The organism is Nocardioides alkalitolerans (genome assembly GCA_038184435.1).
GTDB lineage: Bacteria > Actinomycetota > Actinomycetes > Propionibacteriales > Nocardioidaceae > Nocardioides > Nocardioides alkalitolerans_A.
This window is the reverse complement of sequence record CP116227.1, coordinates 2,783,876-2,805,057: the sequence shown is the minus strand read 5'-3', so window position 1 is coordinate 2,805,057 and position 21,182 is coordinate 2,783,876. Positions and strand designations below refer to the sequence as shown.

Annotated in this window: 19 protein-coding genes; 15 read left to right on the top strand and 4 right to left on the bottom strand. The window is 72.6% G+C overall.

From position 1 onward, the window contains the following. Positions 1-14 precede the first annotated feature (14 nt). Genes PIR53_13360 through PIR53_13350 form a run of 3 tightly spaced genes read right to left on the bottom strand, consistent with a single transcriptional unit; the run spans position 15 to position 4,359 of the window. Positions 15-1,064, bottom strand: coding sequence for a CaiB/BaiF CoA-transferase family protein (locus PIR53_13360; GenBank protein WZH51006.1), 1,050 nt, complete (start codon positions 1,062-1,064; stop codon positions 15-17). After that, a complete protein-coding gene (locus PIR53_13355; protein ID WZH51005.1) occupies positions 1,061-3,181 on the bottom strand; it encodes an acetate--CoA ligase family protein in 2,121 nt (706 codons plus the stop codon). Before PIR53_13355 ends, PIR53_13360 begins: the two co-directional genes overlap by 4 nt. A gap of 29 nt (positions 3,182-3,210) precedes the next feature. After that, a complete protein-coding gene (locus tag PIR53_13350; protein ID WZH51004.1) occupies positions 3,211-4,359 on the bottom strand; it encodes an acyl-CoA dehydrogenase family protein in 1,149 nt (382 codons plus the stop codon). A gap of 75 nt (positions 4,360-4,434) precedes the next feature. Here PIR53_13350 and PIR53_13345 point away from each other — a divergent pair, with 75 nt between their 5' ends. From PIR53_13345 to PIR53_13285, 13 genes are all read left to right on the top strand, one after another. Then, the gene (locus PIR53_13345; protein WZH51003.1) at positions 4,435-5,223 is read left to right on the top strand and encodes an SDR family NAD(P)-dependent oxidoreductase; all 789 of its coding nucleotides are present in this window, start codon (positions 4,435-4,437) and stop codon (positions 5,221-5,223) included. A gap of 26 nt (positions 5,224-5,249) precedes the next feature. Beyond that, positions 5,250-6,017 carry a crotonase/enoyl-CoA hydratase family protein gene (locus PIR53_13340; GenBank protein WZH51002.1) on the top strand — a complete coding sequence of 256 codons (768 nt, stop codon included), beginning with the start codon at positions 5,250-5,252 and terminating at the stop codon, positions 6,015-6,017. A 16-nt stretch (positions 6,018-6,033) separates the two neighbouring features. After that, positions 6,034-6,972, top strand: coding sequence for a LysR substrate-binding domain-containing protein (locus tag PIR53_13335; protein ID WZH51001.1), 939 nt, complete (start codon positions 6,034-6,036; stop codon positions 6,970-6,972). A 68-nt stretch (positions 6,973-7,040) separates the two neighbouring features. Further along, positions 7,041-7,916 carry an NAD(P)-binding domain-containing protein gene (locus PIR53_13330; protein ID WZH51000.1) on the top strand — a complete coding sequence of 292 codons (876 nt, stop codon included), beginning with the start codon at positions 7,041-7,043 and terminating at the stop codon, positions 7,914-7,916. Positions 7,917-7,943: 27 nt separating this feature from the next. Continuing rightward, a complete protein-coding gene (locus PIR53_13325) occupies positions 7,944-9,044 on the top strand; it encodes an NADH:flavin oxidoreductase/NADH oxidase (protein ID WZH50999.1) in 1,101 nt (366 codons plus the stop codon). Positions 9,045-9,197: 153 nt separating this feature from the next. Then, positions 9,198-9,668: a VOC family protein gene (locus PIR53_13320; protein ID WZH50998.1), complete on the top strand. Its 471-nt coding sequence runs from the start codon at positions 9,198-9,200 to the stop codon at positions 9,666-9,668. Positions 9,669-9,892: 224 nt separating this feature from the next. Then, the gene (locus tag PIR53_13315) at positions 9,893-11,113 is read left to right on the top strand and encodes an ABC transporter ATP-binding protein (protein WZH50997.1); all 1,221 of its coding nucleotides are present in this window, start codon (positions 9,893-9,895) and stop codon (positions 11,111-11,113) included. After that, entirely contained in the window at positions 11,110-12,870 is a 1,761-nt protein-coding gene (locus PIR53_13310) for an iron ABC transporter permease (protein ID WZH50996.1), read from the top strand. Before PIR53_13315 ends, PIR53_13310 begins: the two co-directional genes overlap by 4 nt. Continuing rightward, complete coding sequence (locus PIR53_13305) at positions 12,867-13,946, top strand: extracellular solute-binding protein (protein ID WZH50995.1); 1,080 nt, start codon at positions 12,867-12,869, stop codon at positions 13,944-13,946. The genes PIR53_13310 and PIR53_13305 overlap by 4 nt, the downstream gene beginning before the upstream one ends. An 87-nt stretch (positions 13,947-14,033) precedes the next feature. After that, positions 14,034-14,954: an AEC family transporter gene (locus PIR53_13300; GenBank protein WZH50994.1), complete on the top strand. Its 921-nt coding sequence runs from the start codon at positions 14,034-14,036 to the stop codon at positions 14,952-14,954. 159 nt (positions 14,955-15,113) lie between these two features. Beyond that, positions 15,114-15,893 carry an N-acyl homoserine lactonase family protein gene (locus tag PIR53_13295; protein ID WZH50993.1) on the top strand — a complete coding sequence of 260 codons (780 nt, stop codon included), beginning with the start codon at positions 15,114-15,116 and terminating at the stop codon, positions 15,891-15,893. Positions 15,894-15,976: 83 nt separating this feature from the next. Further along, a complete protein-coding gene (locus PIR53_13290) occupies positions 15,977-16,810 on the top strand; it encodes a mycofactocin-coupled SDR family oxidoreductase (GenBank protein ID WZH50992.1) in 834 nt (277 codons plus the stop codon). A 26-nt stretch (positions 16,811-16,836) separates the two neighbouring features. Continuing rightward, on the top strand, positions 16,837-17,190 hold the full coding sequence (locus PIR53_13285) for an antibiotic biosynthesis monooxygenase (protein WZH50991.1): 354 nt from the start codon (positions 16,837-16,839) through the stop codon (positions 17,188-17,190). A 15-nt stretch (positions 17,191-17,205) separates the two neighbouring features. On the opposite strand, the gene PIR53_13280 is transcribed toward PIR53_13285, so the two are convergent. Next, positions 17,206-18,192, bottom strand: coding sequence for an enoyl-CoA hydratase-related protein (locus PIR53_13280; GenBank protein ID WZH50990.1), 987 nt, complete (start codon positions 18,190-18,192; stop codon positions 17,206-17,208). A 111-nt stretch (positions 18,193-18,303) separates the two neighbouring features. On the opposite strand from PIR53_13280, the gene PIR53_13275 reads away from it, so the two are divergent. Both PIR53_13275 and PIR53_13270 read left to right on the top strand, forming a co-directional pair. Next, positions 18,304-19,968: an AMP-binding protein gene (locus tag PIR53_13275; GenBank protein WZH50989.1), complete on the top strand. Its 1,665-nt coding sequence runs from the start codon at positions 18,304-18,306 to the stop codon at positions 19,966-19,968. 59 nt (positions 19,969-20,027) lie between these two features. Beyond that, positions 20,028-21,182, top strand: a complete 1,155-nt coding sequence (locus PIR53_13270; GenBank protein WZH50988.1) for an acyl-CoA/acyl-ACP dehydrogenase — start codon at positions 20,028-20,030, stop codon at positions 21,180-21,182.

Here is a 21,182-nt window from a genome sequence, read left to right as displayed (position 1 = left end):
TCCCTGGTCGGAGGTCATCGGTACTGGACGGGGAACGCGTAACGCGGTGGGGTCGCCGAGGTGTCGACGCGTTCGGGCTGGGTGGCCGCGGTCGCCTCGAGCGCCTCGGCGACGTCGAGGACCCGGTGGGCCGGCACGCCGTGACGGTCGAGCCGCTCGACGCAGTCCTCCACGCCGAGCGCCCCGATGGCCTCGGCGATGGCGGCGTTGATGGCGGCCGCGTCGGCGCGGCGGCCCTGCGGGGTGAGCCAGGGGTCGCCGCGCCACGCGTCGAGCGCCAGCGCGTCCACGAGGCCCGTCCAGAAGTGGTCCTCCATCGCCGCGACGGCGACCTGGGCGCCGTCGCGGGTGGCGAAGGCGCCGTAGGCGGCCCGCTGCTGCAGGTGCGCACGCTGCTCGGCCCGCTCGGTGAGGCCGTAGGCGTCGAAGTCGCCGATGCGCGGGTTGAGCCAGTGCGCGAGGCAGGCGGTGATGCCGACGTCGAGGTGGCCGCCGCGTCCCGGTTGTCCGTCCGGCCCGCCACGGTCGCGCTGCCGGAGCGCGGCGAGCACGGCGACCGCCGCGTAGAGCGACGACGCCAGGTCGGCCACGGGCAGGCCGGGGTTCCACGAGGGCGACTCCCCCTCGCCGGCGAGGGACAGTGCGCCGTTGGCCGCGGCGTACGTGATGTCGTGGCCGGGCAGGTGGCTGAGCGGCCCGGTCTGGCCGAACCCGGAGATGGAGACGTAGACGAGGTGCGGGTGGCTGCGGCACGTGTCCTCGGGCGCGAATCCCAGGCGGGCCATGACGCCGGGCCGGAAGCCGTCGACCAGCACGTCCGCCGAGGCGAGCTCGTCGTCGAGACGCGCCCGCCCCCCTGCCGTCTTGAGGTCGAGGGTCGTCGTCTCCTTGCCCCGGCTCAGCAGGCGGAAGAGGCCCGGTGCGGTGTGGCGCGCCGGATCGCCGCTGGGACGCTCGAGACGCACGACCTCGGCGCCCAGGTCGGCGAGCACCGACGTCAGGAACGGGCCCGGCAACAGCTCGGAGAGGTCGAGGACCCGCACGCCGTCGAGGGTGCCCCTCATCGCTGCCCCCGCTCGACCACCGCGTCGACGGCGACGACGGTCGGGCCGTCGCTCCCGGCGGGGCGGAGCACGACCGGGTTGAGCTCCAGCTGTTGCACGTCGGGATCGGCGGTGACCAGGTCGGAGACCCGGAGCAGCAGGTCGACCAGGGCGTCGACGTCGAGCGGCGGGGTCCCGCGGTGGCCGTGCAGCAGGGCGCTGACCCGGAGCTCGTCGACCATGGCGCGGGCGGTCCGCTCGTCGACCGGGAGCAGACGGCGCTGCACGTCGTCGAGCAGCTCGACGAGCACGCCCCCGGCGCCGACGGTCAGCACGTGCCCGAAGACGGGGTCGACGTGGACCCCCACGATGAGCTCCAGCTCCACGTCGTCGACCATCTCCTCCACGAGGATCCCGTCGACCCGGAGACCGGGGGCGGCGGCCGTCACGGCGGTGACGATGCCGTCGTGCGCCGCGCGGACCGCGTCCTCGCCCCGCACGCCCACGCGCACGCCGCCGATGTCGGACTTGTGCGCCAGGCCCGGGCTCACGACCTTGAGGACGGCCGGCCCCGCCAGTCCGCCCGCGACCTCGGCGGCCTCCCCGGCCGAGCGCACCAGCGAGCCGCGGGGCACCGGCACGCCGTGCTCCTGCAGCCAGGCCTTGGCCGCGACCTCCGTCGTCACGTCGACCGCGGGTGCCGCCGCGGCGCGGGGCCGGAGCGCGAGGGGGAGCGGTGCCGGATGGCTGGCCTCAGCGGCGTGCCACGCTCCGTGCGCCGCCCAGCGGGCGACGGCCGCGACCGCCTTGGACACGCTGTGGATCGGGGTCACCCCCGCCGCCGTGAGCACGGCGTACGCCGGGCCGTGCCGGTCGCTCATCCAGACGGGCACGACCGGCGTGGGGGAGCCGGCCTGCATCTCCGCGATGGCCGTGGCGAGCAGCACGGACGTCGTGCCGTAGTCGACGGGGATCGGCACCAGCACGACGTCGACCGCGGGATCGTCCGCCAGCACCCGCAGGCTGCCGGAGACCAGCGCCTCGTCGGCGAGACCGGCGGCGGTGACGTCGACGGGGTTGTCGACGGCGGCGAAGCTCGGGAGCAGGTCGGTGAGGCGGTCGCGGGTGTCGTCGTGGAGCGTCGCGAGCGTCAGTCCCGCCTGGCCGATCGCGTCGGCGCAGAGGGACACCGCCCCACCCGACATGCCCCAGATCGCCACCCCGGCGTCCGCCGGGGGGCGGCGTCGGGTCAGGAGCGACGTGACGTCGGCCAGCTCGTCGATGTCGTCGACCTCGACGACGCCCGTCTGGGCGAACACCGCCGAGTTCACGACCGCCTCGCCGGCCATGGACGCCGTGTGCGAGGCGATCGCGCGGACGCCGTAGTCGGAGCGGCCGATCTTGAGCGCCACGACCGGCTTGTCGTGCTCCGCCGCCCGCCGGACCGCGGCGAGGAACGCCGGGCCGTCGGGGATGCCCTCGAGGAGCACGGCGATGGTCGAGATGGCGGGGTCGTCGGCGAAGTGGGCGACGACGTCGGGGACGTCGAGGTCGGCCGCGTTGCCCAGCGACGCCCACAGGCCGGTCCCCAGCCCGCGCTCGGCCGCCTGCAGGACGGTGCGGCCCAGGCCGCCGCCCTGCGTCGCGAGACCGACGGGCCCCGCGGTGAGGTCCACCGGGTACGACGGGGAGAACGTCATGCCGATCCGGTCGCGGACGTTGGTGAGGCCGGGGCAGTTCGGTCCGACGATCCGGATGCCGGTCTCGGCCGCGATGCGGGTGAGCGCGCGCTGCTGGGCTGCGCCCTCCTCGCCCTCCTCGCCGAAGCCGGACGTGAGGATGACCGCGAACGGGATGCCGGCGTCGGCGCACTCCTGCACCGCGGTCACGACGCCCGCGGCCGGGATCACGACGACGGCGACGTCCACGCCGGACGGGAGGGCGGCGGCGTTCGGCACGCAGGGGCGGCCGAGCACCTCCGTGCGGCTCGGGTTGACCAGGTGGAGGTCGCCGTCGAGCGACGAGTGGTCGGCGAGGTTCTCCACGACGCGACGCGCGATGCTGCCGGGGCGCTCCGAGGCGCCGACGACGGCGACCGAGCGCGGGGTGAACAGGCGGGTGAGATCGGTGGTGGTCATGCTTCTTCCTCCTGAGGGGCCGTCGGCGGTCAGCGCAGCGCCGAGATGCCGAGCAGCTCGCGGCCGACGATGAGGGTCTGGATCTCCGGGGTGCCCTCGGGGATGCTGCCGCCGCGGGTGTCGCGGAACAGCCGCTCGATGGGGTACTCCGTCGCGTAGCCGATACCGCCGTGGACGGCGAGCGCCGCGTCCGCCACCTCGTGGGCGGCCTGCGTCGCGTACAGCTTGGCGATCGACGTCTCGACCTTCGCCAGCTCGCCGCGGTCGAGGGCCGCGGCCGCGGAGTAGCAGAGCGCCCGGGCGGCGTCGACCTTCATCCGCATCTCGACGATCTTCTGCTGGATCAGCTGGAACGAGCCGATGGGCTTGCCGAACTGGTGGCGCGTCTTCGCGTAGTCCACCGCGAGCTCGTAGGCGCGCTGCGCCGCGCCGACCGCGCCCATCGCCACGTTGATGCGGGCGGCCCCGATGAAGGCGAGCGTGCCCTTGAGGGCGGTGCCCTCCTCGCCGAGGAGGTTCTCCCGGGGGATGTGCAAGCCGTCGAACGCCATCTCCGACGTGCCGGTCGAGCGGAGCACCATCGTCTCGACCTTCGACACCGCGAACGGGGTCGCCCGCCGGTCGACGAGGAAGGTGGACAGCGCGCCGTCGCAGGTCGGGCTGTAGGTGCGGGCCAGCACGGTGCCCCAGTCGCCGAAGAGGCCGCCGGTGATCCAGAGCTTCTGGCCGGTCAGCACCCACTCGTCCCCGACGAGCTCGGCCCGCGTGGCCACGGACGAGACGTCCGAGCCGGCGCCCGGCTCGGAGATGCCGTTGAAGACCTTCGCCCGGCCCTCGAGCAGGGGAGCGAGGTAGGTCTCCTTCTGCTCGGGCGTGCCGACCTGCGCCAGCCGCTCGATCGGGCCGTTGGTGATGCTCACGATGGTGCGCAGCGACGGCCAGCAGTAGGCGAGCTCCTCCATCATCATCGCCCAGGTCACCCGGCTGATGCCCAGGCCGCCGTGCTCCTCCGGCAGGTAGCCGCCGAGGTAGCCGAACGGTGCGAGCCCCTCCAGCACCTCGTAGGGGAACGTCTGCGCGCGCTCGTGCTCCTCCACGAGGGGCGCGACCTCCTTCGCCAGGTAGCGCCGGATCGCGGCGCGCAGCTCGGTCTGCTCGGTCGTCAGCTGGTGGTCCATCAGGCCGTCCTCTTGTCGGGGTGGAGTCGTGACGCTAACTTACTTCCTGAACGGTTAGCAAGGAAAAGGGGAACCATGTCGGATCTGCTGGACATCCAGGGCCGGACGGCCTACATCACCGGTGCGGGACAGGGTGTGGGGCGACGCGTCGCGCTCCACCTCGCCGAGCACGGGGCGGGCACCGTGGTGGTCAACGACTTCCGCCGGGAGCGCGCCGAGGCCGTGGTGGCCGAGGTCGAGGAGCGGGGCGCCCGCGGGCTCGCGGTCTCGGGCGACGTCTCGGACCACGACGCCGTGAAGGAACAGATCGAGGGGGTCCTCGGCGAGCTCGGCCGGATCGACGTCCTCGTCAACAACGCCGGCAACGCCGGACCCAACCCGACGGACGCGATGACGCGGCGGTTCTGGGAGCAGGGCCCCGAGGAGTGGAACGGCTACCTCGGCACGAACCTCTACGGCGTGCTGAACACGACGCGGTACGTCGTGCCCGCGATGATCGAGAACGGGTACGGCCGGATCGTCAACATGATCTCCGACGCCGGGCGGTACGGCGAGCCCAACCGCGAGTCGTACTCCGCCGCCAAGGCCGGGGTGGCCGGGTTCACCCGGTCGCTCGCCACGAGCCTGGGCCGGTGGGCCATCACCGCCAACTGCGTCTCGTTGGCGGCCACCGTCACGCCGCGCACGGAGAAGCAGCTGGGTGACGAAGCGGCCGCCAAGAAGCTGCTCTCGCACTACGCGATCCGCCGGACGGGCCAACCCGAGGACGCGGCCAACATGGTCCTCTTCCTCGCCTCGGACGCGGCGTCCTGGGTGACGGGGCAGACCGTGCCGGTCAACGGCGGCTACTCGTTCGCGCTCTGAGCGCGTCGGAGAGGGAGGACGAACCCATGCCCGTGGTCATCACCGAGAAGGTCGGCGAGGTCGGCGTCGTCACGCTGAACCGGCCCGAGGTGCGCAACGCGCTCAACATCGAGACCCGTACGGCGATGCGTGCGGCGCTCGACGCCCACGACGCCGATCCGGCCGTGCTCGCCGTCGTGCTCACCGGTGCGGGGGGCACGTTCTGCGCCGGACGCGACCTCAAGGCGGCCGCCGCCGGCGAGCCGATGTACCCGAACCGACCCGCGGCACTCGCCGCCTTCAACCGCGCGACGATCGGCAAGCCGGTCATCGCGGCGGTCGAGGGGTGGGTGCTGGCCGGCGGCTTCGAGCTGGCCCTGTCGTGCGACCTCATCGTCGCCGGCGAGGGGGCACGCTTCGGGTTGCCCGAGGTTGCACGGAACCTCGTCGCCATCGGGGGAGGCCTCGTGCGGCTGCCCCGGCGGATGCCCTACCACGTGGCGATGGAGATGGCGCTGACCGGCGAGCACCGCACCGCCGAGGAGCTGGCCCGCTGGGGGATCGTCAGCCGCGTCGTACCCACGGGTGAGGCGCGGGCCGCCGCGATCGCGCTCGGCGAGGTGCTGGCGGCCAACGGCCCCAGTGCGGTGCGGGCGACGAAGGAGATCATCCGCGCGAGCTACGACAGCGTGCCGGAGCACCAGGCCTTCGATGCGCAGCTCGCCGTGGCGGAGCCTGCGCTATCGTCCCCGGACGGTGCGGAGGGGATCCGCGCCTTCAACGAGAAGCGTCCCCCGGTCTGGACCGACCGGTAGTCGAGGTGGTGGCGACGTGGAGCTGCGCGACCTCGAGGCGTTCGACGCCGTCGCCGACGAGCTGCACTTCGGGCGGGCCGCCGCGCGCCTGTTCGTGGCGCAGCCCTCCCTGAGCAGTCGGATCGGACAGCTGGAGCGGGAGCTGGGGCTCCAGCTGTTCGACCGCAGCACGCGGAGCGTGACCCTGACCGACGCCGGACGCCGGCTGGTCGTCCACGCGCGGCAGGTGCTGCGGCAGGCCGCCGACCTCAAGGACACCGCGGCCTCGATCGTCGCGGGCGAGGAAGGGTACGTGCGGCTCGGCTTCCTCGGCGCCGCGAGCCAGCAGGCGCTGTCCCTGCTCACCAACGCCGTCCGGCGGGAGCACCCGGGGATCGAGCTGCGGCTCCAGTCGCAGGTCTACGTCGACACCGCGCTCGACCTGCTGCGCGCCGGCGACCTCGACCTCGCCTTCGTCCGAGCCCCGGTCACCGGGCCCGGCCTGGCCTTCCGCGTGGTCGAGGCCGAGCAGGTCCTCTGCGCCCTGCCCCAGGACCACCGTCTCGCCACCCGGGAGTCCCTCCGGATGCGGGACCTGCAGCACGAGAGCTTCGTCGGCATGCCGTTCGCCCGGTCGGTCATGCGGGCCACGGTCACCAGCATGTGCCTCGCGGCGGGCTTCGCCCCCCGCTTCGCCCAGACGGCGCCCGACCCTGGCACCGTCATGGCGCTGGTCGCCGGAGGGGCGGGCGTGACCATCACGCTCAGCTCGATGCGGTCGGTGCAGAGCACGGGCATCGTCTACAAGGCGATCGACGACGTCGAGCCGCGCCACATGTTCACGGCCCTCGCCTGGCGCGCCGACGACGACGCCCCGGCGCTCGGTCGCGTGCTGGCCACGAGCGAGTCGGTGCTGCCCACGACAGAGCTATCGCCGTTCGGCATCACCGCATCGGATCTGGGTCTTGGACATTGATCCGTAGCGGTCATTGACTCGTCCTCGGGTGGTGGGCACAGGGATCCGCCGCCCGGAGGAGGTCAGCGATGCTCAGCCGTCAGCCGCGCTCGGTCGCGGTCATCGGGTTCGGGGCGATGGGCACGCCCATGGCGGGCCGGCTCAGCAGCCACGGCCACGCGGTCGTCGCGGTGGACCCGAGCCCCGAGGCCCGCTCCCGGGCGGCCGGGCTGGGCATCCAGGGCTTCGCCGACGTCGCCGCCGCGCCGCGGTGCGACCTGGTGCTGGTGCTCGTGGAGAACGGGACCCAGCTGCTCGACTGCGTCGCGTCCGCGATCGGCGCCCGGGACGTGGCGGGTGAGGTCTGGGTGCTGTGCGCGACGGTCGGACCGCAGGCGGCGCGCGCGGCCGCCGCGGTCCTCGAGGAGGCCGGGGCTCGGGTGCTGGACGCACCCGTCCTGGGCGGGGTCCACGGTGCCGACAGCGGGAGCCTCCGGTTCCTCGTCGGGGGCGACGGCGGCGTCCTCGCCGAGGTCGCCGACGTCCTCGGTGTCCTCGGCGCCGTCGCCCCGGTGGGACCGCAGCCGGGCGACGGCCAGGCGACCAAGATCGTCAACCAGCTCTGCAGCTCCATCCACCTCGCCGCGGCGGCCGAGGCGATCGCCCTGGCGACGCGGTTGGGCCTCGATCCCAGCCTGACCGCCGCCGCGCTCCGGGGCGGCTCCGGGGCGTCGCAGCTCTTCGACGATCGCAGCCACCGCATGGCAGCGCCCGAGGACCACCCCGAGGTGCTGACCCGGCTCGCGATCCTGGCCAAGGACAACCGCCTCGTCGCCGCCGAGGCGGAGGCGCACGGGGCCCACGTGCCGCTGCTCCAGGCGGCCGGCCGGCAGTACGCGCGGGCCGCCGAGCTGGACCTGCTCGAGGCCGACGACAGCCGCATCATCCAGACCTACCTCGCCTGAGGGCGAGACGCACCGAGGAGACCTCGCATGTCCGTGCTGTTCACCCCCGTCACCGTGCGGGGGCTCACGATCCGCAACCGGATCTGGCTCGCCCCGATGTGCCAGTACGCCGTCGAGGCGCACGACGGGGTGCCCCACCGCTGGCACCTCGTGCACCTGGGGGCTCGCGCGGCCGGCGGCTTCGGGCTCGTCATGACGGAGGCGGTCGGCGTCACCGCGCAGGGCCGGATCAGTGCGTGGGACACCGGCCTGTGGAACGACGAGCAGCTGCACGCCTGGGCCGGCATCGTCGACTTCGTCCACGCGCAGGGTGCGAGCGCGGGGATCCAGCTCGCCCAAGCGGGTCGCAAGGCGGGGTCGGGCAGCGGCTCACCGTGGTTCGACCCGCAGGCGGGGACGGCGGACTGGGAGACGATCGGCCCGTCACCCCTGTCGTGGAACGGCTTCCCCGCGCCGCGGGAGATGAGCCGTCACGACATCGCCGACGTGGTCGCCGCCTTCGCCGACGCGGCTCGGCGGGCCGTCACCGCGGGGTTCGACCTCGTCGAGATCCACGGGGCCCACGGCTACCTCCTGCACTCGTTCCTCTCGCCGCTCTCCAACCGCCGCGACGACGACTACGGCGGCAGCACGGACAACCGGTCGCGCTTCCTCCTGGAGGTGGTCGACGCGGTCCGCGCCGCGATCCCCGACACGATGCCGCTCGTGGTGCGGCTGTCGGCGACCGACTGGATCGAGGGCGGCCTGACCCCCGAGGACTGCGTCGAGCTGGCCGCCCGCCTGCGCGAGCACGGGGTCGACGTCGTCGACGCCAGCTCGGGCGGGCTGGACGAGCGCCAGGTCATCCCGGTCGGGCCCGGCTACCAGATCGGCTTCGCCGAGCGGATCCGCGCGGAGACGGGACTGATGACGGGCGGGGTCGGCTTTGTGACCGACCCGCTCGAGGCCGAGGCGATCGTGGCGTCGGGTCGGGCCGACGTCGTGTCCGTCGGCCGCGCTGCGCTGCGGGAACCGGCGTGGCCGCTGCGTGCCGCCCACGAGCTCGGCGTCCACCGCCACGAGGCGCCCTACCCGCCGGCGTACACGAAGGGGGCCTGGCGACCGGCCGACGTCCCGTTGGAGCGGTGACGCCGCGCGCGGAACGGATTGTTCGCTCTTTTCTCCCGCTCGTTCGGGAATTCCTGTTGGACCGCGGTCGACGGGTCGTCGACCATCAATTCACATCCAGTCGAGCACGGTGCCGCGATGTTCTCTCGGCCCGAAAGGACAGCTCTCATGAAAATGCGTCTGCACCACGTCAACGTCGTCTCCGACGACATGGACGAGCTGAACGGTTTTTACCGGGACGTGCTGGGGCTCGAGAAGATCCCCATGATCATCGAGGACGTCAAGGAGCAGGCGCCGGCACCGGACGAGGACGAGGGCGACCGGCAGCGGCGACAGAACGCCTCGATGTTCGACACCACCAACGCGGCGTTCTTCGACGTGAGCGGGAAGGACGAGCTGCAGATCCACATCGGCCTGCGGCAGCCCTACCTCAGCGCGCGGCTCGGGCACGTCGTCAACCCCGTCCTGACGGGGCACTTCGCCTTCCGCACCGACGACCTCGACGCCGTGCGCAAGTCCCTGAACGAGGCGGGCATCGAGTACTCCGACTACGGGGAGTGGGTCGTCAAGGGCTGGGACCAGATCTTCCTCTACGACCCGGCCGGGAACGTGGTGGAGATCCAGCAGGTCCTCGAGGAGGGCTGAGTCACCGGCGCCCGCGGGGCGCCGCGATACAGGGCCAGAAAGCCGCCGGAGTCGGCACCGGAATACCCGGTGCCGGCTCCGGTTCGTGCATTTGCGGGGCCTTTTCAGATTGGTTCTCCGGGGTGATCGATCCGGAGCGAGTTCCTATTGGAATGTCGCTCCCGGGTCTGCGCAGTATGACGCTCGACACATGCTCGACGATCTCGCCAGGAGCAATTCCCGTGATGAAGACCCGCACCAAGCACGACGTCCTGCCGGAGACGGACGAGCGCCTGTCGCCGCTCGGCGACCGGAAGGCTGGCGACCCGGCGACGGGTGCCGCACCGGCCCCGGAGCCCGCCATCCGGCTGTCCGGGGTCACCAAGGAGTTCGGGTCGTTCCGGGCCGTCGACGACGTGAGCCTCGAGATCGGTCGCGGTCGGTTCGTCACGCTCGTGGGGCCCAGCGGCTGCGGCAAGACCACGTTGCTCCGCATGATCGCCGGCCTGGAGTCGCCCACGAGCGGCCGGATCGCGATCGCGGGTCGCACGGTCGTGGGTGACGGCGTGGACGTGCCGCCCCACCAGCGCGGCCTGGGCATGGTCTTCCAGAGCTACGCCCTGTGGCCTCACCTCTCCGTCCTGGAGAACGTCGCGTTCCCGCTCAAGCGCGCCGTCCGGGGCCTCCGGCCGTCGCGCGGCGAGCGCGCCGAGATCGTCGAGCGGGCGAGGCACGCCCTGGACGTCGTCGACTGCGGCCACCTGCTCGCCCGCTACCCCGGTGAGCTGAGCGGCGGTCAGCAGCAGCGGATCGCCGTCGCCCGCTCCATCGTCGGCGAGCCGAGCGTCGTGCTCATGGACGAGCCGCTCAGCAACCTCGACGCCCGCCTCCGCGCCCGCCTGCGCTACGACCTGCGCGAGATCCAGCAGGAGGTCGGTTTCACGGCGGTCTACGTCACGCACGACCGTGCGGAGGCGCTCTCGATGTCCGACACCGTCGTGGTCTTCCGCGCAGGTCGCGTCGAGCAGCAGGGCCGCCCCCACGAGCTGCACGAGCACCCCGCCTCGTCGTACGTCGCCGAGTTCGTGGGGGACCACAACACGGTGGCTGGCGAGGTGGCGCGGGTGGACGACGCGGGCTGCACCGTGCGCACCGTCCTCGGCGACCTGCGCGGCGAGCTGCGCCCGGGATCCCGGCTCGCCGTCGGCGACGCGGTCGACACCGCCGTGTCGCGCGACGACATCCTCGTCGTCCCTGTCCTCGGGACCCCGGACGGCGAGCCGGCGGGGGCGTTCACCGTGCTCGGGGTGGCCTACCACGGGTGGTACGCCGAGGTGCTGCTCGTCGACGCCGAGGAGCGGGAGATCACCGTGCGGACGACGCCGTCGGCCGCCCCTGCGGTCGGTGACCGCGTTCGGCTGAGCGCCGAGCGCTCCCTCCTGGTCACGAAGCGGGACGCCGCATGAGCGCGACCGGTCCGATGCGCGCGGCCCCCGCGCACGTCAGGACGCTGATGGTCGCGCTCCTCGTGGTCCTCGCCATCGCGATCGTGCTGCCCGTCGTCGCCATCGTCGGGGAGGCCTTCGGTGCGGAGTCGGGCGTGGGTACCGCGCTGGGGGACCTGGTCGGCCAGCCCGGCTTCTGGTCCGTCATCGTGCGGAACACGGTCGTGCTCACCGTCTGCTCGACCGTGCTCTCCGTCGGCATCGGCTTCATGCTCGCGGTGGCCGCCTCCATGCTGCCGGCCGGGCGGCGCATGCGGACGCTGCTGCGGTTCATCCCGTTGACGCCCCTGTGCGTGCCCGCGCTCGTCGGCGCGCTCGGCTGGATCTTCCTGGCCTCGCCCCGCACGGGCTGGCTCAACCAGGCGATCCGCGCCGTCACCGGCTCCGACGCCGAGGAGGGCCCGCTCGACATCTTCTCGATGCCCGGCGCGATCTTCGTGGTGACGCTCTACATCGTCCCGTTCGTCTTCACGATCCTGGACGCCTCGATGCGCCGGTTGAACTCCGAGGTCCTCGAGGCCATGCGGGTCTCCGGCTCCGGCCCGACGATGATGCTGGTGCGGACCGCGACGGGGATCCTGCGCCCCGCCCTGCTCGCCGCCGGGACGATCGCGCTGGTGCAGACGATCTCGTTCTTCTCGGTGCCGCTCCTGCTGCGGGTCGACGTGCTGACGACGATGATCTACCGCCAGGTCAACGACCTGTCCCGGCCCGACGTCGCCGCCGTCGCCTCCCTCCCGCTGATCCTCATGGCCGGCGTGCTGACGGCCGGCCAGCTGTTCCTCGCCTCCGCTGCCGCGCGCTACGCGACGATGACCGGCAAGGGAAAGGCAGGGCAGACCGTCTCGCTCGGCCGTCGCGCCGACGCGGTCCTGAAGTCGCTGGCCGTCGGCTACCTGGGGCTGACCGCGCTGCTGCCCGTGGCGGCGATCGTCATGGTGTCGCTGCTGCCTTACTGGACCTCGGGGTTCGAGTGGTCGCAGGTGGGCCTGGACAACTTCCGCAACGTCCTCGCCCTGCCGGGCACGCAGGCCGGGTTGCGCACGAGCGCGACCCTGGGGCTGCTGTGCGGCGGCGGCGCCGTCGTCATCGGCCTGCTCGTCGTGGTGTTCGCCGAGCGGACGAAGGGTGCCCTCGGGCGTCTCCTGTACGTCGTCGCGAACCTCCCGCTCGGGATCCCGCAGGTCGTGCTGGCCCTGGGCTTCCTGGTGGCGTTCATCGGCCCGCCCTTCTCCCTCTACGGCACGATGACGCTCCTCGTCCTGGCCTACCTCGTGGCCTTCCTGCCGCTCGGCATCCGCAACATGGGGCCGGTCGTGCAGCAGGTGGGCAAGGAGCTCGAGGAGGCGGCCCTCGTCAGCGGCTCCACCTGGACGGGATCGGTCGCCCGGGTGACGCTGCCGCTCGTCACGCCCGCCATCGCCGCGAGCGCGTTCCTCCTCTTCCTCATGATCTTCGGCGACCTCACGATCTCCGCGTTCGTGTCGGCGCCGGGCACCGAGGTCATCGCCCTGCGGCTCCTCGACTCCTACACCCAGGGGACCGTCACGGTCTCGGCCACGATCGCCGTGCTGATCGCCGCCGTGTCCCTCGTGGGCGTCGTCGTCGCGATGTGGGCGAGCGACCGGGTGCAGCTCTCGGGCAGTCCGAAGCAGACCAGGAAGCCTGGTCTGTCCCCCACGGCCCCCCGGCCGACCCAGCAAGGAGCCCCGCGATGACGCGACCCTCTTCCCGACCCCGAGCCGCCGCTGTCGCCGGCAGCCTCCTGGTCGCCCTGTCCCTCCTGTCGGCCTGTGGCGGGGAAGGGGGTGGTGGTCGCCCGATCGAGGGGAGTGACGAGCTGAAGGCGCTCGCGGAGGCGGCCCAGGACGAGGGACAGGTCGTCCTCTACACCAGCCTGACCTCGACGACGACGGACAAGCTGGCCGCCGCGTTCCAGGACACCTACGGGATCCGCCTGGTCGTGAGCCCGGTCGCGAGCCAGGCGGCCGGCCAGCAGAAGCTCGAGCAGGAGATCGACGCCGGCAACGTGCAGGGCGACGTCTTCCTCAACACGCTGGACGTCGCCTGGGCGGAGGAGATGGGCGCGTCGGGCGGCCTCGTCGACGTCACCGACCTCCCCGACATCGACTCGCTCGACGAGGAGTTCCGCAGCACCTACTACGTCGCGCCGGTGCTCGACCTGGCGGGCATGGCCTACAACCCGACCGTCCTCGACGAGGACGACCTGCCGGACACCCCCGAGGAGTTCCTCGCCTCGGACGATCTCCGCGGGCGGACCGTCGTGCTCGACCCGGAGATCGGCGGGTCCAGCGTCAACGTGCACGACGTGCTCTTCGACCAGCTCGGCGAGCAGGGGTACGACGCGTTCGTGGCGGACTTGTTCGACGAGCTCGACGCCGACATGACCACCGACTTCGGCGTGGCGCTGACGCAGGTCTCCTCCGGCGAGAAGGCGGCGTTCTGGCCCATTCCGTCCCGGGGCGTCGCTCCCCTCAAGGCCAGCGGCGCACCGATCGCCATGCACTACTTCGAGCCGGTGCCCGCGGTGTCGAGCGCCGTCTCGGTCACCGCCGACGGCCCCCACCCCTCGGCGGGGAAGCTGCTCGCCAACTGGCTGATGAGTGAGGAGGCGGCAGAGATCCTCTGCGCCGACGAGGCCATGGCCCGCCCCGGTCTCGACGTCGAGGGCGCCCTCGAGCTGCCCGACGGCGTCGCCTTCGCCGACCCGGCCGAGGCGGCGACGGTGTACGAGGAGCACGTGCTCCCCGCCTTCGCGCAGCACGCGGGCTGAACCGGTCCGAGGTCGGCGGGGTCGCCGCGCGGCTCCGCCGACCTCCGGCCCCGCGTCCGACTCCACCACCGAGGAAGGTGCCTGGCCGTGGGCGATGTGCTCTCCGGCTACGCGGCGATCGTCGCGCTCATCGTCCTCGGCGTGCTCCTCGCGCGCCGCGGGGTCGTGACTCCCGAGGCCGAGGCGGTGATGGCGAGGCTCGCCATCACCGTCGCGAGCCCGGCGCTGCTCGTCACCGTGCTGCAGGACAGCGACGTCGCGTCGCTCTGGTCGGGGAGCCTGGTCGCCGTCGTCGTGGCCGTCGCCGTGACGGCGACGATCGCGGTGGCCGCCGCGGCCTGGCGCGGTCAGGGGCTGGGCGCCACGGTCGTCACGGCCATGTGTGCGGCGTACGGCAACGCCGGGAACCTGGGGCTCCCGATCGCGGCGTACGTGCTCGGCGACGCGGCACTCGCCGCGCCGTTGCTGTTGCTGCAGATGCTGGTGCTCCTCCCGGTGATCACGACACTGCTCGACCTGGACGGGGAGGAGGGCGCGCTGTCGGCGCGCGGCCTCGTCCTGCGTCCGCTGACGAACCCGATCACGGTGGCGTCCGGCATCGGCCTCGGCCTGTCCGTGGTCCAGGTGCGTCTGCCGCCCCCGGTCGCGGACCCCGTGGCCCTCCTCGGCGGCATGGCCGTGCCGCTCATGCTGCTGGCGTACGGAGCCGCCCTCGGGACGGGCCCGTTGCCGGGTCGCGGCGTGCGGCCCGCCGCGCTCGGCGGCGTGCTCGCGCTGAAGCTGGTGCTGCAGCCGGTCGTCGCCTACGGGGCGGCGCGGTTCCTCCTGGGCCTGGACGCGACGGCGGTGCTCGCCGTGACCGTGATGGCGTCCCTGCCGACCGCCCAGAACGCCTACGTCCTCGCAGCCCGCTACGACCGCGGCGGCCTCCTGGCGCGCGACGCGATCTTCGTCGGCACCCTCCTCAGCCTGCCCGCCACGGTCGTCGTGACCGTCCTGCTCGGCTGACCCGCGCATTGTTCGCGGTGGGCTATCGGCTCTTCGGAGACCGGCATTGGACCGGCCCGGCAGAGGAGGACCAGAGTGTGACGGCGGCCACCTCAGGCCGCACGGAGTCGGATCCGATCTCGACCCGACCCCGACCCGACCTCGACCGAAAGGCGATCGATGACGACTGCGGAACGGATGTTCGCGCTCGCCGGCGCCACCATCACCCTCGACTCGCGCTGGCTCACCTTCGGAGCGCCCACGACGATCACGGCCCCCTGCCCGGTGTTCCTCATCGAGCACCCGCGCGGCCTCGTGCTCTTCGACACCGGTGTCGACCCCGAGGCGTGGGACGACCCGGTGGCGGTCTACGGGCAGGAGCTGCTCGACATCTGCAAGCTCGACCTGCCCCCGGAGAACCGGCTCGACCGGCAGCTGGCCCAGTTCGGGTACACGCCGGCCGACGTCACCCACGTGGTGGTCTCCCACGGTCACTGGGACCACACGGGCGGGATGCACCTCTTCCCGGACGCGGAGTTCTACATGTCGATCGAGGACATCCGCTACTCGTTCTGGCCCGACCCGCTCTACGCCGGCTTCTTCCGCAACGGCACCGACCTCGAGCGGACCCGGTCGTTCAGCTGGAACCCGCTCAGCTGGGACCTCGACCTCTTCGGCGACGGCAGCATCCAGATCCTGCGCACGCCGGGACACACCGCGGGCGAGCTCTCCATGCTCGTGAAGCTGCCGTCGTCGACGTTCCTGCTCACGGCCGACTCCGTGCACGTGCGGTCGCAGCTGGAGCAGCTGTCGCCGTGCCCCGTCGACATGAACGCAGCCGACAGCATCCAGTCCATCCAGCGCATGAAGCAGCTCGCCGCCGCTCACGACGCCGAGATCTGGGTGATGCACGACGAGGGCGACTGGGCGCGGTTCGGCGGCGCCGGGATGCACAAGTAGGGCGTCGTGCCGCGGCACAGCCGGCTGACGGGGAGGGCGAAGCAGTGACCACGAGATCGGTCGAGGAGCAGAGGAGCAGGACCATGGGACGTGTCGACGGCAAGGTCGCGTTCATCACCGGCGTGGCGCGGGGTCAGGGGCGGAGCCACGCGGTCCGCCTGGCGGAGGAGGGCGCGGCCGTCATCGGCATCGACCTCCTGGAGGAGGTGCCGGGAGCGCCGTACGGGCGGGCGACGGAGGACGACCTCGCCGCGACGGTCGCCGCGGTCGAGGCGGTCGGTGGGCAGATCGTGGCGTCGAAGGCGGACGTGCGGGACCTGGCGTCGCTGCAGGCCGCGGTCGACGCCGGCGTCGACCGCTTCGGACGTCTGGACATCGTCGCTGCGAACGCGGGCATCTTCGCCCAGATCGCGCCGGCGGAGGAGCTCGACGAGGACATGTGGCGGAACATGATCGACACGAACCTCACGGGCGCCTGGCTCACCGCGAAGGCGACGATCCCGCACCTCCGGGCGGGCGGGCGAGGAGGATCGATCGCGATCACGAGCTCCGAGGGCGGGCTGAAGGGCTTCCCGCACATCGCCCACTACATCTCCGCGAAGCACGGCGTGGTCGGGCTCATGCGGACGCTCGCCCTCGAGCTCGCGCCGGAGATGATCCGGGTCAACACCATCCACCCCACGCAGACCGACACCGACATGATCATGAACGAGGCGACCTACCGCCTCTTCTCGCCGGAGCTCGACGCCCCCACCCGCGAGGACTTCGCGCCGGCGTCGCAGCAGGCCAACACGCTGCCCGTCCCGTGGGTCGAGCCGGTCGACGTGTCCAACGCGCTGCTGTTCCTCGCGTCCGACGAGGCGCGGTACGTCACCGGGGTCGCGCTGCCGGTCGACGCGGGCGCGGCGCTGAAGTGACCGGCGCCGAGGGGCGAGGAGCTTCGATGTCGAGGATCTACGTCGGGGGAACGCTCGCCGTCCCCGAGGGGAAGGACGCCGAGTTCCGCCGCGTCGTCGAGGAGCTGGTCGGCACCGTGCGGTCCTCCGACCCGGGAACGGTGTCGGTCGGGTTCTTCCCGGACCCCGGGCGCCCGGGGTCGTACGAGGTGCAGGAGGTTTACGCCGACGCCGCGTCGCAGTGGGCCCACGTGCAGAACGTGGGGGCACTGCTGGGCGAGCTGGGCGACCTCGGGGTGTCCCTGGAGGACTTCACGGTCGCGGGCGAGCCGACCGCCGAGGCGCGCGCCGCCCTCGACGCGTTGGGCGTGACTTACGTGCCCGTCGTCGCGGAGGTCTGACGGGGGCGTCGGGCCTCACCGCAGCACGAGCAGCACCTCGCCGCCCTCCACCCGCTGGCCGTCGGCGACGACGACGGTCTCGACCCTCCCGCCGCGCGGAGCCGCCAGGGGAGCGTCGAGCTTCATCGCCTCGACCGTCGCGAGCGTGTCGCCCGCGGCCACGTCGGCGCCGACGGCGACGTGCACGGACACCGTGCCGGCGAACGGCGCGCGGAGCGGTGTGCCCGGCCCCGCTGCGGTCTCGTCGCGGGTGCGCTGCCGGCGGCGGGACAGCCACGCGTCGAGCGACGGCCCGTTCTGGGTCCGGGCCGCCCCGACCGCGGCGGCCTCCTCGACGAGCCGGTCGGCGAGGCCCACGTCCCAGGCCGCACGGGCCATCCGGCGGGTGGTGCCGGCCGCCCGCCAACTGCCCTCCGCGATCGAGGCGGCGAGGGTGCGGGCCCGGGGACGCGGGTCGCCCTCGACGAGCTCACTGACCAAGCCCCACGCCAGGGCCTCGTCCCCGCCGACGGTCCTGCCTCCGACGAGCATCGCCGCGGCGCGCTGGCTCCCGATCGCGCGCGGGAGCAACCAGCTGGCCCCGCCGTCCGGAGTGAGACCGATCCGACCCCATGCCGGGACGAACGTGGTCGTCGGCGTCGCCACCACGAGGTCGGCGAGCAGGGCGAGGGAGAGCCCGGCGCCGGCGGCCGCGCCCTGGACGGCGGCCACGACCACCCGATCCGCCTCGTGGAGGGCCGCGACGGCCTCGTGCACGGCCGTGGCCACCTCGGTGCACCAGGACGCGGGACCGGCCGCCATCGCCCCCACGTCGCCGCCCACGCAGAAGTGGTCGCCCGCGGCCTCGACGAGCACGACGCGCACGTCGGGATCGGCCACGAGGGAGCGCGCAGCCGACGACAGCTCGCGGGCGCTCGTGAGATCGATGGCGTTGCCCACCGCGGGGCGGGCCAGCTCGAGGACGCCGATCCCGTTCTCGACAACGACTTGGATGTGATCCATGATTCACTAGCATCGTTCACGACGCCGCGTTCGGCAATGAATTCGCCCGAACGCCTAGCGGAGTGAATCGGGATTCGCTTAGTGTGGCGCCCGTCACCCCGAGGAGGAACCATGGACCAGCTCGCCCCCGAGTTCGACGTCGACTCCCTGTTCGACCGCCGTGCCGACCAGCGCTGGAACCGCGTGAGCGTCGCCGACATCGTGGAACGCCTGACGTGGAGCACTCCGGACAAGGAGGCGCTGGTGGGTGCCGAGGGCGCCTACGGCGATCCCGCCTTCGCCCGGCTGACCTTCCGGGCGCTCGACGCCCTCATGAACCGCGTCGGCCACGCCCTGCGGGCCGCCGGGCTCGAACGCGGCGACCGGGTGCTCATGGTCTGCGAGAACAGCATCGAGGGCTACGCGTTCAAGCTCGGCGCGGCCAAGGTGGGCGTGGTCGTCGCGCCCCTGAACCCGAACCTCGCCCCCGACGTGGTCGGGCACCTCGTCGAGCGCCTCGAGCCCCGCCTGCTGGTCGCGGACGCCGAGCTGTGGCCCCGGGTGGCCCCGGCCTTCGCCGCGGACCGTGTGCCCGACGTGACGATCGAGGTCGGCGGCGGACGCATCGGTGACAGCCGCACCTTCAGCGAGTTCGTGGCCGGACAGCCGACCGACGAGCCGGTCGCTCGCATCCACGGTGACGACATCTGGGAGATCCTCTTCACCTCGGGGACGACGGCGATGCCCAAGGGCGTCATGGAGTCGCACACGACGGTGACCCTCGCGGCGCACGGCTTCGCGCTGAGCCTCACGCGGGGCCTGAAGTTCGAGTCCGACCTCAAGGTCGCCACCTTCCTCCCGATGATGTACCACGTCGGGCACTACGTCTTCGCCCTCGCCGCGATGGTCGCCGGCGGCTCCGTCGTCCTCGGTCGACGCCCGGACCCGGCGAGCATCGCCGCCGCGGTGGAGCGAGAGCGGGTCACCGCGCTCTGGGGAGGGTCCCCCGCCATGGTGAAGGCCCTCGTCGCCGAGGTGGACGAGCGGCCCCGCGACCTGTCGAGCCTGACCATCGCGGTCTACGGGTGGGCGGCACTGCCTCCCACCGTGCTCAAGGGTCTCCGGCACCACGCGCCCGACGTCCAGGTGCTCGAGATCTTCGGTCAGACCGAGTCGATCTCCTGCCACCGCTTCTGGCCCGACATGTTCCCGGACGTCTACGAGGCCACGGCGCCGCAGCTGAACTACGTCGGTCTGCCCAGCCCGCTGCTGGCGTCGCGCGTCGTCGACGTGGAGGGGCAAGCGCTCGACGGGCTCCCGGGCGTGGCCGGCGAGGCGGTCTACCGCTCGCCGGTGATCGCGGCGGGCTACTACAAGGACGAGGCGGCCACGCGCGAGGCGTTCCGCGGCGGCTGGTTCCACTCGGGCGACAGCTGTCTCTACGACGACCAGGGCCTGCGTGTGATGGTCGACCGCTACAAGGACCTCGTGAAGTCGGGCGGCGAGAACGTCTCGACGATCCGCGTCGAGGCCGTCGTCGCGCTCCACCCGGCCGTCGCCAAGGTCGCCGTCGTGGGTCTGCTCGACGAGCGGTGGGGCGAGGCCGTCACCGCGGTGGTCGTGCCGGCGGAGGGCGTCGAGCCGTCGGCGAGCACCGAGGCGGAGATCATCGCGTTCGCCCGTGGGCGCCTGGCGGGTTTCGAGACCCCGAAGCGGGTCGTCTTCCAGGCCGCTCTCCCCGAGACCGTGGGCGGCAAGGTCATGAAGTACAAGCTGCGCCAGGCCCTGCAGCCCTGAGTGCGTTCCCCTCTTCCCACCCATCCGCGGCGTACCCCGCCGCCGTCCCCGAGGACACCATGAACTTCGACGAGAGCTTCGAGCACGCCAGCCTCCGCAAGACCGTCGCGCAGGTCTGCGCGGGCTTCGGTGACGACTACCTCCGACGGGTCCTCGCCGAGGACGGACGCACGCACGAGCTGTGGTCCGCGCTCGGCGAAGCCGGCCTGCTCGGGGTCAACCTCCCGGAGGAGTACGGCGGGGGTGGGGCCGGCATCGCCGAGCTCGCCATCGTCGTGGAGGAGGCGGCGGCCGCCGGCAACCCGTTGCTGCTGCTCCTCGTCTCGGCCGCGATCTCCGGGGAGGTGCTGAAGGACTTCGGCACCGACGAGCAGAAGGCGCGCTGGCTTCCCGCGATGGCTGACGGCTCCGACAAGATGGTCTTCGCGATCACCGAGCCGGACGCCGGCTCGAACACGCACCAGATCAGCACCAAGGCGGTGCGGGACGGCGACGAGTGGGTGCTGTCCGGCACGAAGTACTACATCTCCGGCGTCGACGAGGCCTCCAACCTCCTCGTCGTGGCGCGCACCGGCGAGAGCGCCAGCGGTCGGGGCGAGATGACGCTGTTCGTCGTCCCGACGGACGACGAGCGGTTGCACCGCGCCCTCATCCCCGTCGAGGTGCGTGCGCCCGAGAAGCAGTACACGCTCACCTTCGACGGGGTCCGCGTCGGTGACGACCGACGGATCGGAGAGGTCGGCCGGGGCATGGACATCGTCTTCCGCGGCCTCAACCCGGAGCGGATCACGGGCGCGGCCATCGAGACGGGCATCGCGAGGTACGCGCTCGCGAAGGCCGCGACGTACGCGCGCGAGCGCACCGTCTGGGGTGGCACGCCCATCGGCGCCCACCAGGGGGTGGCCCACCCGCTCGCGGCGGCGGCGATCGACGTCGAGCTGGCGCGTCTGATGACCTCGCGCGCGGCGTGGCTGCACGACAACGGTCGGCCGGCGGGCGAGTCGTCGAACATGGCGAAGTACGCCGCAGCCGACGCCGCGTTGAAGGCGCTCGACGCGGCGATGCAGGCCCACGGCGGCAACGGGCTGGCGACCGAGTACGGCCTCGCCCACCTCTGGGGCACGGCGCGGCTCCTCAAGGTCGCCCCGGTCAGCCGGGAGATGGTCCTGAACTTCGTGGCGACCCACACCCTCGGCCTGCCCCGGTCCTACTGA